Here is a 14,359-nt window from a genome sequence, read left to right as displayed (position 1 = left end):
GGCCCCGGGGGGCGGTCCTCCCCGGGCCCCCCCCCCGGGCCCGCGGGCTCCGGCCGCGCCCCCCGGGGCGGGGGCGACATCTGTTGCCTTACTTCTTCATCAACGCGCACTTGGACTCGGCGACCGTCGTGAAGGCCTGGTCGCCCGGAATCGTGGCGACCACCTTCAGATAGTCCCAGGGCTTCTTCGACTCGTCGGCGCTCTTGACCTGCATCAGGTACATGTCATGAATGGCGCGGCCATCGCCGCGGATATAGCCCTTGGTGTAGAAGTCGTTGATCTTCATCTTCTTCAGCTCGGCCATGACCTTGTCCGGATCGTCGGTCTTGGCTGCCTCGACCGCCTTCAGGTAGGTGCTGACCGCCGAATAGTCCGCGGCCTGCAGGCTGCTCGGCATCTTCTTGTTCTTGCTGAAGAAGCGCTGGGCGAACTTGCGGCTCTCGTCGTTCATGTCCCAGTACCAGCTGTCGGTCATCAGCAGGCCCTCGGTGTTCTTCAGGCCGAGGCTATGCACGTCATTGATGAACATCAGCAGACCGGCGATCTTCATATTCTTCGTGATGCCGAATTCCTTGGCCGCCTTGATCGAATTGATGGTGTCGCCACCAGCGTTCGCCAGGCCGAGGATCTGCGCCTTGGAAGACTGCGCCTGCAGCAGGAAGGACGAGAAGTCCGACGCCGACAGCGGATGGCGCACCTGGCCCACGACCGTGCCGCCGTTGGCCTTGACCACCGCCGCGGTATCGGTCTCCAGCGAGTGGCCGAAGGCGTAGTCGGCGGTCAGGAAGAACCACGACTTGCCGCCCTGCTTGACCACCGCGCTGCCGGTGCCCTTGGCCAGCGCCACCGTGTCATACGCATAGTGGACGGTGTACGGCGAGCATTCCTCGTTGGTCAGGCGCGAGGTGCCGGCGCCCACGTTGATATAGACGCGCTTCTTTTCCTGCGCGACCTTGTTCATCGCCAGCGCGGTGCCCGAGTTGGTGCCGCCCAGCAGCATGTCCAGGCCTTCCTGGTCCATCCACTCGCGCGCCTTCGAGGCGGCGATGTCGGCCTTGTTCTGGTGGTCGGCGGAGACCAGTTCCACCGGCTTGCCCAGCACCTTGCCGCCGTGGTCCTCGATCGCCATCTTCACGGCCTCCAGGCCGCTCTTGCCGTCGATGTCGGCGTAGAGACTGGACATGTCGGTGAGGAAGCCGATCTTCACCCTGTCGTTCGAAACCTGCGCGGAGGCCGAAGCGGCCGCCATGCCCGTTACCAAGGCTGCCATCGTGGCCGCCAGCCGAGTCATCTTCATGTTGTGTCTCCTTCAGTTGCGGCGGCTGTCCTGCCACCCGTATTTCCCTACCACCATGCCACCGACCCGTACGGATCAGACCCCCAGCAATTCGTGCAGCACCGGCATCTTGGCCTGCAGCTCGCTCGCGCCGAAACGCTCCACGATCGCGCCGTGCTCCATCACGTAGAAGCGATCCGCCAGCGGCGCGGCGAAGCGGAAGTTCTGCTCCACCATGACCACCGTATAGCCCTTGCTCTTGAGCATCAGGATCATGCGCGCCAGCGCCTGCACGATCACCGGCGCCAGCCCTTCGGAAATCTCGTCGAGCAGCAGCAGGTTCGCGCCGGTACGCAGGATGCGTCCGACCGCCAGCATCTGCTGTTCGCCGCCCGACAGACGCGTACCCTGGCTGTGGCGGCGCTCGGCCAGGTTGGGGAACATCTCGTAGATCTCGGCCTCGCTCATTCCCGCCTTGCCGTCGGCGCCCCGCGCCGCCTTCAGCGTCGGCGGCAGCAGCAGGTTCTCCTCGCACGACAGGCTGGAGAAGATGCCGCGCTCCTCGGGGCAATAGCCGATGCCGTAGTGCGCGATCTTGTGCGTCGGCAGATGGATGGTCTCCTTGCCGTCGATCTTGATGGAACCCTTGCGCGTGCCGGTCAGGCCCATCACCGCCCGCAGCGTGGTGGTGCGTCCGGCGCCGTTGCGTCCGAGCAGCGTCACCACCTCGCCGCGGTTCACGGTCAGGTCCACGCCATGCAGGATGTGCGACTCGCCGTACCAGGCCTGCAGGCCCGTGATCTCCAGCGCGGGGACGCCCGTGGCGTTCTGTTGTGTGCTCATGCCCATCCCCTCAGTGCGCGCCCTGCAGTTCGGCCTCGGCCGTGCCCATGTAGGCCTCCATCACGCGCGGGTCCTTCGACACCTGCGCGTAGGGGCCCTCGGCCAGGATCGCGCCGCGTTGCAGCACGGTAATGGTGTCGGCGATCGACGAGACCACGTTCATGTTGTGCTCGACCATCAGGATGGTGCGGCCCTGCGACACCTTCTTGATCAGCTGCGTGACGCGGTCCACGTCCTCGTGGCCCATGCCCTGCGTGGGCTCGTCCAGCAGCATCAGTTCCGGCTCCATCGCCAGCGTGGTGGCGATCTCCAGCGCGCGCTTGCGGCCATAGGGCAGGTTCACCGTCACGGTGTCGGCGAACTCGGTGAGGCCGACCTGGTCGAGCAGCGCCATCGCCCGCTCGTCCAGCACCTGCAGCGAGCGTTCGCTCTTCCAGAAATGAAAGGCCGTGCCGAGCTGGCGCTGCAGCCCGATGCGCACGTTCTCCATCACGGTCAGATGCGGAAACACCGCCGAGATCTGGAACGAGCGGATCACGCCGCGGCGCGCGATCTGCGCGGGCTTCTCGCCGGTGATGTCGATGCCGTTAAAGAGGATGGTGCCGGTGGTGGGCACCAGGAACTTGGTCAGCAGATTGAAGCAGGTGGTCTTGCCCGCGCCGTTGGGGCCGATCAGCGCATGGATGGAGCCGCGCCGCACCTGTAGATTGACGTCGCTGACCGCGGTGAACCCCTTGAACTCCTTGGTGAGGTTCCGCGTTTCCAGGATGATGTCCTGCTGATTCATTGGTCTCCTGCCCGTGCTGAGTGGAGACACGCCGGCTTCTGGCCGAATCGCTCCCCACGGGTTCGCCGCGCGCCGGTCTTTGCCGGCGTCTTCGTCTGAGTGCTGCCAGTTTGGTGCACGCCGCTGGGCAGGTGGGCAGGTTCGCCATCGTGCGCGATGCGCCCTGGATGTGAGGGCTACATCACGGCATGTCGGCGTCTATTGTGTGCGTCTGCTGCGTCGCAAAACATCCGGGTTTGCACTAGTCGTGATACATGGCCCGGATGTCAAGCCGAAAAGCGAGTGCTTGGCTTCGGATGTTCGTTTTTCGCACTCGCCATGCGCGGCGATTGGCACGGCACGACTACGCGCGCTCGCGCCGGTCCTCGCGGATCATGTCGCTGGCGCGCTCGGCGATCATGATGGTCGGCGAGTTGGTATTGCCGGAGGTGATCAGCGGCATCACCGAGGCATCGACCACGCGCAGGCCGTCGATGCCGATCACGCGCAGGCGATGGTCGACCACCGCCTGCGGGTCGTCGCCACGCCCCATGCGGCAGGTGCCCACCGGATGGAAGATGGTGGTGCCGATCTCGCCCGCGGCCTTGGCCAGCGCCTCGTCGCCCTCGACCTGCGCGCCCGGCAGCCACTCCTGCGGCCGGTACGGCGCCAGCGCGGGCGAGGACACGATACGGCGCGTGAGCCGCAGCGAATCGACGGCGACCTTGCGGTCCTCGTCCGTCGACAGGTAGTTCGGCGCGATCACCGGGGGCTCGCGGAAGTCCGCGCTGCCGATATGCACGCTGCCGCGCGAGGTCGGGCGCAGATTGCACACGCTCGCGGTGAAGGCGTTGAAGCGATGCAGCGGATCGCCGAACTTGTCCAGCGACAGCGGCTGCACGTGGTACTCGACATTGGGCCGCGTCTGCGCGGGATCGGAGCGCGCGAAGGCGCCCAGCTGCGACGGCGCCATGCTCATCGGGCCGCTCTGGTTCAGCGCGTACTGCAGGCCGATGCCCAGCTTGCCCCACCAGTTGCCCGCGCGTGTGTTCAGCGTGCGCACGCCCTCGACCTTGACGACGGTGCGCAGCTGCAGATGGTCCTGCAGGTTCTCGCCCACGCCCGGCAGCGCGTGCCGCACCGCGATGCCCAGCTCGCGCAGCCGCTCCGGCTGGCCGATGCCTGACAGCTCCAGCAACTGCGGCGTGTTGACGGCGCCCGCGGCCAGCACCACCTCGCCGCGCGCCGCGACCTTGTGCTCGCGTCCGCCGCCCACGTACTGCACGCCGGTGCAGCGGCGGGCGTCGAACGTTAGCGCGCTGACCTGCGCGCCGGTGATGATCGTCAGGTTGGGACGTTCCGATGCGCGGCGCAGAAACGCCTTGGCCGTATTCCAGCGGATGCCGCGGCGCTGGTTGACCTCGAAGTAGCCCACGCCGAAGTTGTCGCCGCGATTGAAGTCCTCGGTGCGCGGAATGCCGGCCTCGCCCGCCGCCTCGATAAAGCGCTCGAGGATGTCCCAGCGCAGGCGCTGCGGCTCCACGCGCCATTCGCCGCCCGCGCCGTGGAATTCGCTGGGGCCGCGGTAATGGTCCTCGCTGCGCTTGAACAGCGGCAGCACCGCGTCCCAGCGCCAGCCGTCGTCGCCGCTGATGCGCGCCCACTCGTCGTAGTCCTCGCGCTGCCCGCGCATGTAGATCATGCCGTTGATCGACGAGCAGCCGCCCAGCACGCGCCCGCGCGGATAGCCCAGCGCGCGGCCGTTCAGGCCGGGCTCGGCCACCGTGCGGTACATCCAGTCGGTGCGCGGGTTGCCGATGCAGTACAGATAGCCCACCGGAATATGGATCCAGTGGTAGTCGTCCTTGCCGCCGGCCTCCAGCAGCAGCACGCTGACGTCGGCGTCCATCGTCAGCCGGTTGGCCAGCACGCAGCCGGCCGAACCGCCGCCGACGATGATGTAGTCGTAAGTCTCCATCGATATCTTTCTTGTCGTGTGGTGATGTCCGCCGCAGGCGGCGGGACAGGGTCCGCGGCGATGGACCGCCGGCTTGCCGATCCGCCGCGTGTCAGCGCGGCACGGGCTCGTTCGACGGCTGCAGGTGACCGCGCAGCCAGCGCTCCAGCGCGGCGAACACTTCGCTGCGCAAGGGCTCGGCCTCGTGGAAGACCTCGTGGTAGGCGTGGTCGAACCAGACGCATTCGTGCAGATCGGCCGGGGCATTGTCGCAGAAGCGGCGGCTGCCGGACGGATCGACCACGCGGTCGGCGCCGGCCACCAGCAGCAGCGTCGGCGCCTCGAGCAGCGGCGCATCGGCATGCGCGCGCGCCATGCCGGTGAGGATGCTTTCGATCAGCCCGGCGGTGCAGGTCTTCTGCACCAGCGGATCGCTGCGGTAGCGCGCCACTTCCGTCGCGTCGTGCGACAGCAGGCGCGCATCGATCGGCTGCGGCACGCGCAGCCGCGGCGCGAGCGCCAGCAGCGTGCGGTGCAGCGCATGCATGGCGGCCGACATCCGCAGCGCCAGCGCCGGCGACGACAGCACCACGCCGCGCACCGGCCGCACGCGCGCGGTGGCGAAGCGCGCCACCACCAGGCCGCCCAGGCTGTGGCCCAACACGAACGGCAGTTCGCGCCAGCTCTGCACCGTGGCGTCGTAGATCTCGGCCAGGTCGTCGACGAACACGTCGGGACGCTCGGCCACCATGCGGGGCCCGCCGCTCGCGCCATGGCCGCGCTGGTCGTAGGCACGCACGCGCAGGCCCAGCGCCAGCAGGCGCTGCACCACATGCACGTAGCGCCCGCTGTGCTCGCCCATGCCGTGCACCAGCAGCAGCGTGCCCAGCGGCTCGGGATGCAGCAACGGATCGGGATGCCAGGTACGCACCAGCAGCTCGGTGCCGTCGCGCATCCGTTGCCGGCTTTCCACCGCGGTGGCGGTGCTCGATGCATCCATCCCGTGATCTCCTTGGGTGCGCTGCGGTGCGGCTGGGCTCAGCGTGGGTCGCCGGAATCCGTGCGGTGGCAGGCCGGCGCGCCGGCATCGGCTTCGGCATCGGCATCGGCGAAGTCCGCCAGAATCGGGCAATCCGGCCGCGCGTCGCCGCTGCACGCCCTGGCCAGATTTGCCAGCGTATCGCGCATGGCGCGCAGCTCGGCGATGCGCCGCTCGAGCTCGTCCACGTGCCGCAGGGTGATGGCCTTGACGTCCGCGCTGGCGCGGCCGCGATCCTGCCACAGCGCCAGCAGTCCGCGGATCTCGTCGAGCGAGAAGCCGAGATTACGGGCGCGCCGCACGAAGCGCAAGGTATGCACCGCGCGCGCATCGTAGCGGCGATAGCCGCTTTCGCTGCGCGGCGCCGACGGCAGCAGGCCGATCGACTCGTAGTGCCGGATCATCTTGGCCGACACGCCCGAGGCCGCCGCCGCTTCTCCGATATTCATGCGTTCTCCTCGCTCGGCCGTGCGGCGGGAGACGGGCGCCAGCGCCGCAGCAACAGCGCGTTGCCGACCACGCTGACGCTGGACAGCGCCATCGCCGCGCCGGCGACCACCGGGTTCAACATCCCGGCTGCCGCCAGCGGGATGCCCACCACGTTGTAGACAAAGGCCCAGAACAGGTTCTGGCGGATCTTGCGCACGGTGCGGGCGGACAGCGCCAGCGCGTCGGCCACCAGCGCCGGATCGCCGCGCATCAGCGTGATGCCCGCCGCCTGCATCGCCACGTCGGTGCCGGTGGACATGGCAATGCCCACGTCCGCCGCGGCCAGCGCCGGCGCGTCGTTGATGCCGTCGCCGACCATGGCGACCACCGCGCGGCCCCGGCCATCGCCCCCTGCATCGCGCAGCGCGGCCACGCGCGCCGCCTTGTCCTGCGGCAGCACCTCGGCCACCACCTCGTCGATGCCCAGCGCCTCGCCCACGCGCCGAGCGGCGCCGCGGTTGTCGCCGGTCAGCATCGCCGTGCGCACCCCCGCCGCGCGCAGGCGCTGCACGGCGGCGCGCGCGCCGGGCTTGAGTTCGTCGCCGAAGCCCACCAGACCGAGCACGCGGGCCGTGCGGGCCTCGCCGCTGCCGTCCACCGCCATCAGCCACGACACCGTACAGCCATCGCGCTGCAGCCGTTCGGCGGTTTGCGCGATGCGTCCCGGGTCGGCGCCCAGTTCCGCGCGCAGCCGTTCGCTGCCCAGTTGCAGCGCCATGCCGTCGACGGTGCCGGCGATGCCACGGCCCGGCAGCGCGCGGATATCGCGCGCCGGCGTCACCGCGATCTCGTGCGCGACCGCGGCTTCCACCACCGCGCGCGCCAGCGGATGCTCGCTGCCGGCCTGCAGCGCGGCCAGCCGCGTCAGCAGGATGCGGCCGGCCTGGTCCACGCCGTCGTCCGCGCCGTCGTTAGCCGCGCCGACGACCGTGTCGCCGCCAGCCTCCTCGCTCCGGTTCGCGGCGCCCTGCCCTTGCCCGGGGCGCGCCGCATGCAGGGCCACCACCCGCGGCCTGCCCTGGGTCAGCGTGCCGGTCTTGTCGAAGGCCACCACGTTGACGCGGTGCGCCGTCTCCAGCGCCTCGGCGTCCTTGATCAGGATGCCGGCCCGCGCGCCCACGCCGGTGCCCGCGATGATCGCCGCGGGCGTGGCCAAGCCCAGCGCGCACGGGCAGGCGATGACCAGCACCGCCACCGCGTTGAGCCAGCCCGCCTGCCAGTCGCCGCCGGGCAGGCCCCAGCCCAGCAGCGTCGCCAGCGCAATGGCCAGCACCACCGGCACGAAGACCGCGCTGACCCGGTCCACCAGGCGCTGGATCGGCGCCTTGGCCGCCTGCGCGTGCTCGACCATGCGGATGATGCGGGCGAGCACGGTCTCCGTGCCCACCGCGACGGTGCGCGCGACCAGCCGGCCCTCGCCGTTGATCGCGCCCCCGGTCAGCCGCTCGCCGGGATGCTTGGCCACCGGCAGGCTTTCGCCGGTCAGCATCGATTCGTCGGCGTGGCTCTCGCCCTCCACCACCACTGCATCCACCGGAATACGCTCGCCCGGCCGCACCACGACCTCGTCGCCGACGCGCACGTCGGCCAGCGGCACGCTGGTCTCGGCGCCGCCGCGGCGCACCGTGGCCGTCTCCGGCCGCAGCGCCGCGAGCGCGCGGATGGCCGCGGCGGTCTGCCGCTTGGCGCGCGACTCCAGCCACTTGCCCAGCCGCACCAGCGTGATCACCACCGCCGCGCTCTCGAAATACAGGTGCGGCGTGCCGGTCGGATCGCGCCACATCAGCCACAGCGACAACCCGTAGGCGGCCGACGTGCCCAGCGCCACCAGCAGGTCCATATTGCCCGCGCCCGCGCGCACGGCCTTCCAGCCGGCACGGTAGAAGCGCCAGCCGAACACGAACTGCACCGGCGTGGCCAGCAGCCACTGCACCCAGGCCGGCAGCATCCAGTGCAGGCCGTACCAGGGCAGCACCATCGGCGCGAGCAGCGGCAGCGAGAGCAGCGCGGGCACCGCGACCGCCCACGGGCCGGACCAGAAATCAGCGCCCGCGGCGGCGTCCGGCGCCGCCGCGTCGTCCCGCACCGGCGTGGCGGCATAGCCCGCGCGCGCCACGGCGGCGGCCAGCGCGGCGGCGTCCACCGCGCCGCGCATGACGGTGACCTCGGCGCGTTCGCTGGCGAGGTTGACCTGCGCGTCGACCACGCCGGGCACGGCGCGCAGCGCCTTTTCGACCCGGCCGACGCACGAGGCGCAGGTCATGTCCGCGATGTCCAGCGCGATGGTGGCGTGCGCAATCGCATAGCCCGCCGCCGCCACGGCGGCGGCCGCGGCGGGCAGTACCTCGGGGCTGTCGGCCTGCAGCGTGGCCTGCTCGGTGGCGAGATTGACCGAGGCGGCGCGCACGCCGGGCACCTTGCCGAGCGCCGTTTCGACGCGGCGCACGCACGAGGCGCAGGTCATGCCCTCGATCGGCAGGCGCCACTCGGCGCTGTCGGCGGGGGCGGGGGAAAGCGGATAGGTGGAAGTGGCCATGACGGCGATACCCTCTACGGTTGACGTTGGCAATCGGCTGCCAGTGAGAGCATCCTGGACCTTACCATGATGGGAGGGTCAAGGCCGGGAGGGAGTTCCGGTGAAGCCACTGGCGCAACCGGTGAATGCGAAGATCGCGCTTGCGCTTCCCATGGTGGGAAGGTCCACACTACAGCTGACCGGTGGCGGGCCGAGCCGCGCATGGCCACCAGCCAAGCTTCCAACCCCAAGCAAGGAGAACCGAGATGATGCAGTTTCAGGTCGAAGGCATGTCGTGCAACCACTGCGTGGGCGCCATCACCCGCGCCGTGCAGGCGCTGGACCCGGGCGCCAGCGTGAATGCGGACATCGCCGCCCAGCAGGTGCGGGTCCAGACCAGCGCGGGCGAGCAGGCGGTGCGCCAGGCCATCGAAGCCGCCGGCTACCCGGTCGCCGCCTGAACCGGCGCCCGCGGCGGCCAGCTGGGCCATCCGCAAAACAAAACGGGCGCCCCTGTGGACGCCCGTGATACCCGAAGCGGGCGTGAATCAGAAGCGATAGCCGACGTTCAGGAAGGTCACGATCGGGTTGATCTTGATCTTCGTGTGCGACGTAATGGTCGCGCCGCCCAGCGCCGAGTTGCGCGTGGTGAAGGTCGCCGTGGTCGAGATCGGCACGTACGACACCGACAGGCCGAGGAACCACTTGTCGGTGATCGCGTAGTTGGCGCCGATGTTGAACACCGGATTCCACGAGCTCTTGGCGCTGCCCGTCATGGTCGCGTTCGGGCCGAACTCCTGGCGCACGAACTGCTGGTTGGTGATCGTTTCGTCGCTGAACCAGGTGTAGTTGATACCCAGGCCGACATAGGGGCGGAACTTCGACTTGGCTTCGAAGAAGTGGTACTTGACCACCACCGCGGGACTCCACTGGCGCACCGTGCCAAGCTTGCCATACTTGGCGTAGCCGTCGGCGCCCTCGACCTCGTGCTTGGGCGGGATGCCGGCGACGAACTCGGTGGAGATGTTGTCGGTGAAATAGTGCGAGAAGGCAAGGCCCACGGTGTCGGCCGACTTGATCTCCGCGCCGGTATCCGGGCGCGTCTGGCCAACCCAGCGGCCGCCCACCGTGTCGATCGACAGCGGGTCCGAGGAGCTGTTGGGCATCACGCGGAACCAGCCGAGGCTGATGACATTGCTTCCCGCGGTCTGGGCGTGCGCGGCACCGGCCAGCAGCATCGCGGCAACGGCAGGCAGCATCTTCTTATAGGACATCTTCACTCCTCTTCTCTTCAGTGTTCTACAGCAAGCAGGCAGGCATTATCCCGCCACGACTGATGCGGCCGTTTCGTTCGCGAAATTTTTTGTAGAGGAGCGTGCCTAAAGCGAGGGTTTACCAGCAAAGAAGGGGCGTTTTCGCTACCTTTCGGGCGGCACACTGTATCAAAGTAGAGACAATGTTAGCGGCACACCGGCGGCCCGCCCGGCTGTGCCCAGGCCGCCAGCACGCACGCGGCGAGGTCCCACAGCGCATAGCCGACGCTCTTGAACACCAGCGGGCAGCCGCCGCGCGCGCGGATGGCGTCGGCCGCGAGGATAGCCGTCTCGAACGGCTGCACCGTCGCCCAGTCCACCCCCGCCTGCAGCAGATCGCCCGCCTCCTCCTCGATGCCGAACAGCGTGTCGGCCAGCAGCCGGCCGGTGGCCGAAGCGTGGCGGCACAGCGCGGGCGGCAGTTCGCACATCTCCGGCCGGAAGGCGCCCACCGCGGCGATGAAGTGGTCGTCACGCCACAGCCCGGAATCGAGATCCGGCAGTACGGGGCGCAGGCTGGAGGTCACCGTGACGACCATCGACACCCGGGGCAGCACGGCCGCGGCCGACGTGGCCACCTCGGCCTGCAGGCCCAGCGTGCGCGCATGGGCGGCCAGCGCCTCGGCCTTGTCCGCGGTGCGCGAATGCAGCCACACGCGGCGCAGCGGCAGGCCGGCGGCAAAGGCCTCCAGATGCGTCATGGCCTGCACGCCCGCGCCCACGATCAGCAGTTCGCCATCGGGCCGCGCCGCGAAGGTCTGCGCCGCCAGCAGCGAGACCGCCGCGGTGCGCCTGCCGGTCACGGTGGGCCCATCCAGCAGCGCCAGCCGCTCGCCGGTATGGGCGTCGGCCACCACCACCTCGCCCAGGATGGCGGGCAGGCCGCGCGCCGGGTTGCCGGCATGCACGGTGATGTTCTTGGTCATGACCAGATCGGCATTGCGCGCGGGCATTACCAGCAGCGTGCCCTGCCCCCGCGCCGCGTCGCCCACCGGCAGCGCCACCCGCGGCGGGGCAAACGCGGTGCCGGCGCGCAGCTCGGCCAGCATGGCGGCGATGGCTTGCGCCAGTTCGGGGTACGGCAGGCGCGCCGCGGTGGCGGCGGCATCGAGCAGGGTCGTGGACAAGGCAGTGGGCTCCGTTGATTCAGGGTGGACCGGCGGCGTGCGCGCGGACCGTCGATGTTCAGCCACGGCTGGCCGGCGGCGCCTCGCGCCCCGGCCTGGGCTCGCGCACGGTCGCGCCGCGCACTTCGATCTGCACGCGATCGACCACCTCGCCGCGCTGGTCCAGCAGTTCCAGCCGGTGGCGGCCGGGCCACGGCAGCCAGGCCACCGTGCCGCCGCGTCCCAGCGGCTTGCCGTCCAGCCGCCAGCTCACGTGGCGGGCGGTCTGTCCGTTGACGCCCTGGGCCTGCAGCCAGACGCGCTGCACCGCCGGCGGGATGTCGGGATCGAGCGCGAACACGGTGCCGTCCGCGGGGCTGGCGATGGCCGGGTTGGCGGCGCGCGCGACGGCGCCATGGTCCGCGCTGGCGGCCTGCACGCGGCCCAGCGCGGTGCCGGCGACGAACAGTTCCTCGCGCGCCGGCTCCAGCGCGCCGGCGAACGTTACCGTACGGCGCTCCACGCCCGGTGGCGGCGCGGGAGGCGCACTCGGCTCGGCGCGGTGCAGGTACGCCATCACGTCGTGCCACACCGGCGCGGCGCCCGAGACGCCGGACACGTCGCGCATGGCGGCGCCGCTGGCATTGCCCACCCAGACGCCGACCGTGTAGCGCTGGGACCAGCCGATGCACCAGTTGTCGCGCATGTCCTTGCTGGTGCCGGTCTTGACCGCGGTCCAGAAGCGCGTGGTGAGCGGACTGTCCAGGCCGAAGGTGCGCGCCCGCGCGTGGCGGTCGGACAGCACGTCGGCGACGATATGCACGGCGGCCGGCGCCAGCACCGGAGCCTGGCGCGCGGCCGGGACCGGGGGCGCGTCCGCGCGCAGGCGCACCGCGCCGGGACGCCCGCCGTTGGCCAGCGCCCGGTAGGCGTTGGTCAGGCTCAGCAGCGACACGTCGGCGCTGCCCAGCGCCAGGCTGTAGCCGTAGTAGTCGCCCGCCTCGGTCAGCGGCAGGCCCAGCGCGACCAGGCGCCGGTGAAAGCGCGTGGGCGAGACCATCACCAGCGTGCGCACGGCCGGCACGTTCAGCGAGGCGGCCAGCGCCGCGCGCATGCTGACCCAGCCGGCATAGTGGCCGTCGTAGTTCTGCGGGATGTAGAGGCCGCCGCCGGTGGGCAGGTTGACCGGGCGGTCGTCCAGCAGCGAGGCGGCGGTCAGCCGGCGCTCCTCCAGCGCCTGGGCGTACAGGAAGGGCTTGAGCGTGGAGCCGGCCTGGCGCAGCGCGCCGGCGTGGTCGACCTGCGCCGCCGCGGACAGCGCGCCGGACGAGCCCACATAGGCAAGCACGTCGCCGCTGGCGTTATCCAGCACCACCACCGCGCCGTCCTCGACATGGCGGCCGGCGAGCTCGCGCAGATGGCGTGCGAGGCTGGCCAGCGCCACGCGCTGCACGCCGGCATCGAGCGTCGAGTCGATGGTGGCCGGCAGCCTGCCGTCCTGCCTGCCGTCCTGCGCCGCCCCGTGCGCGCGCTCCCGCGCGACCAGCATGCGGCCGAAGTGCGGGGCGAGCTGCGGGCGCAGCGCCGTCGAGCCGCGGCCGGTGCGCAGCAGCGCCAGTTGCACAAAGCCGTCCAGCCCCTCGCACTCGCCCGGCACGCCCATCTCGCGCAGGATGCCGCAGGCGCGCCGCGCCACCTGGTCCGCGGGCGCGTTGGGCGCGCGCACCAGCGCCACCGCCAGCGCCGCCTCGCGCGCGTCCAGCCCGCTCGGGTACTTGCCGAACAGCGCCTGCGACAGCGCCGAGATGCCCACCAGCTCGCCGCGCAGCGGCACCAGGTTCAGATACGCCTCCAGGATCTCGCTCTTGCTCCAGCCGCGCTCGAGCGCGGTGGCCCGCCATGCCTGCCCCACCTTCTGGCGCGCGCTGCGCCCGCCGGCGCCGCGGCGCAGGTCGTCGTCGAGCAGCCCCGCCAGCTGCATGGTCAGCGTGGAGGCGCCGCGCGTGCGCGTGTTCCACAGGTTGGCCCAGGCGGCGCTGGCCACGCCGCGCCAGTCCACGCCGCTGTGCGCGTGGAAGCGCCGGTCCTCGGACATCACGATGGCGGTGCGCACCGCCGGCGAGATATCGGTCAGCGACACCCATTCGCCGCGGCGCTGCGCGAAGTCCTCGCGCAGCGACACCACCGTCTCGCCGTGCCGGTCGCGCACGGTCACATCGGCGCTGCGCCATTGGGCGCGCACCGTGTCGAACGACGGCACCGCGCGCGCCGGCCCCGCCAGCAGGGCGCACAGCGCGGCGCAGCAGACGGCCAGCGGCAAGGCGCGCATTCCGGCGCGGCGCGGCATCATGGTTCGCGCCCCGTGACGATACCGGCCACCAGCAGCACCTGGGCCGCCGCGTAGGTCCACCAGATGCTCAGCTCGAAGCGCTCGAACGGCGACAGGAAGCGGGCCACGCCGATCAGGGCATCCGAGGCGACGAAGCACAGCGCACCGGCCGCGGCCAGCGGCGTGGGCAGGCGGGCGAGCAGCGCGGCGCAGGCCATCGCGGCCAGCGCGCCGACATAGAGGCATACCGGCAGCATCAGCGTGCCCAGGTTCGGCCAGAAGCGCGCCAGCAGCGTGCCGGCCACGCCGACCACCACACCGCAGGCGACGAGGCGATGCGCGCGCAGGTCGCCGGCCAGCGGCGCCAGCAGCGCCAGGTACGCCAGGTGCGCCAGCAGGAAGGCGCCAAGGCCGCCGGCGAACGAGAACGGCAGCCACGGCAGCGCCAGCAGCAGGTCGCCCAGCGCGGACAGCAGCAGCGCCGCCACCAGCCAGCGCCGTTCGCCGCGCAGCGTGTGAAAGCACGCCGCGCGCGCCAGCAGCAGCGCCATCGCGGTCTTCCACGCGGCCTGGTAGGGAATGCGCCCGGCGAGCGGCGTGCCGGCCGGCAGTTCGAGCCAGGCCGACAGCAGCAGCCCGCCGTAGATCACGCCCGCCACCACGCCCGCGCTCCACCACTCGCGCACGCGCGGCGGCATCGCCCCGGCGGAGATCGGCGCGATCGCG

12 protein-coding genes are annotated in these 14,359 nt (G+C 70.9%); 1 reads left to right on the top strand and 11 read right to left on the bottom strand.

The genetic code is table 11. The features are described 5' to 3' along the window. Positions 1–88 precede the first annotated feature (88 nt). The 7 genes from LDO27_RS22915 to LDO27_RS22885 all read right to left on the bottom strand — a co-directional run bounded on the left by LDO27_RS22915 (position 89) and on the right by LDO27_RS22885 (position 8,906). Entirely contained in the window at positions 89–1,297 is a 1,209-nt protein-coding gene (locus LDO27_RS22915; RefSeq protein ID WP_222203102.1) for an ABC transporter substrate-binding protein, read from the bottom strand. A 75-nt stretch (positions 1,298–1,372) separates the two neighbouring features. Beyond that, positions 1,373–2,119, bottom strand: coding sequence for an ABC transporter ATP-binding protein (locus tag LDO27_RS22910; RefSeq protein WP_222203100.1), 747 nt, complete (start codon positions 2,117–2,119; stop codon positions 1,373–1,375). A 10-nt stretch (positions 2,120–2,129) separates the two neighbouring features. After that, entirely contained in the window at positions 2,130–2,906 is a 777-nt protein-coding gene (locus LDO27_RS22905; RefSeq protein WP_224044165.1) for an ABC transporter ATP-binding protein, read from the bottom strand. 343 nt (positions 2,907–3,249) lie between these two features. Next, positions 3,250–4,863: a GMC family oxidoreductase gene (locus tag LDO27_RS22900; protein ID WP_222203096.1), complete on the bottom strand. Its 1,614-nt coding sequence runs from the start codon at positions 4,861–4,863 to the stop codon at positions 3,250–3,252. Positions 4,864–4,954: 91 nt separating this feature from the next. Continuing rightward, the gene (locus LDO27_RS22895) at positions 4,955–5,842 is read right to left on the bottom strand and encodes an alpha/beta hydrolase (protein ID WP_224044163.1); all 888 of its coding nucleotides are present in this window, start codon (positions 5,840–5,842) and stop codon (positions 4,955–4,957) included. A gap of 38 nt (positions 5,843–5,880) precedes the next feature. Then, positions 5,881–6,330 (bottom strand): Cu(I)-responsive transcriptional regulator, encoded by a 450-nt coding sequence (gene cueR, locus LDO27_RS22890; protein WP_224044162.1) that lies wholly within the window; start codon positions 6,328–6,330, stop codon positions 5,881–5,883. Continuing rightward, complete coding sequence (locus tag LDO27_RS22885) at positions 6,327–8,906, bottom strand: heavy metal translocating P-type ATPase (protein ID WP_224044160.1); 2,580 nt, start codon at positions 8,904–8,906, stop codon at positions 6,327–6,329. The genes cueR and LDO27_RS22885 overlap by 4 nt, the downstream gene beginning before the upstream one ends. 245 nt (positions 8,907–9,151) lie before the next feature. Between LDO27_RS22885 and LDO27_RS22880 the strand changes: the two genes are divergently transcribed. Beyond that, entirely contained in the window at positions 9,152–9,346 is a 195-nt protein-coding gene (locus LDO27_RS22880; RefSeq protein WP_224044159.1) for a heavy-metal-associated domain-containing protein, read from the top strand. An 87-nt stretch (positions 9,347–9,433) separates the two neighbouring features. Here the strand turns inward: LDO27_RS22880 and LDO27_RS22875 are convergent, their stop codons facing one another. From LDO27_RS22875 to LDO27_RS22860, 4 genes are all read right to left on the bottom strand, one after another. Continuing rightward, entirely contained in the window at positions 9,434–10,159 is a 726-nt protein-coding gene (locus LDO27_RS22875) for an OmpW/AlkL family protein (protein ID WP_222203083.1), read from the bottom strand. 185 nt (positions 10,160–10,344) lie between these two features. Continuing rightward, positions 10,345–11,325, bottom strand: a complete 981-nt coding sequence (locus tag LDO27_RS22870) for a delta(1)-pyrroline-2-carboxylate reductase family protein (RefSeq protein ID WP_224044158.1) — start codon at positions 11,323–11,325, stop codon at positions 10,345–10,347. Between the two features lie 58 nt (positions 11,326–11,383). Then, positions 11,384–13,651: a penicillin-binding protein 1C gene (pbpC, locus tag LDO27_RS22865; protein WP_377747591.1), complete on the bottom strand. Its 2,268-nt coding sequence runs from the start codon at positions 13,649–13,651 to the stop codon at positions 11,384–11,386. After that, on the bottom strand, positions 13,651–14,331 hold the full coding sequence (locus LDO27_RS22860; RefSeq protein ID WP_222203295.1) for a lysoplasmalogenase family protein: 681 nt from the start codon (positions 14,329–14,331) through the stop codon (positions 13,651–13,653). Before LDO27_RS22860 ends, pbpC begins: the two co-directional genes overlap by 1 nt. Between the last annotated feature and the right edge of the window lie 28 nt (positions 14,332–14,359).

Source organism: Cupriavidus respiraculi (assembly GCF_914271545.1).
Taxonomy (GTDB): Bacteria; Pseudomonadota; Gammaproteobacteria; order Burkholderiales; family Burkholderiaceae; genus Cupriavidus; species Cupriavidus respiraculi.
This window is presented reverse-complemented; position numbering and strand designations above follow the sequence as displayed.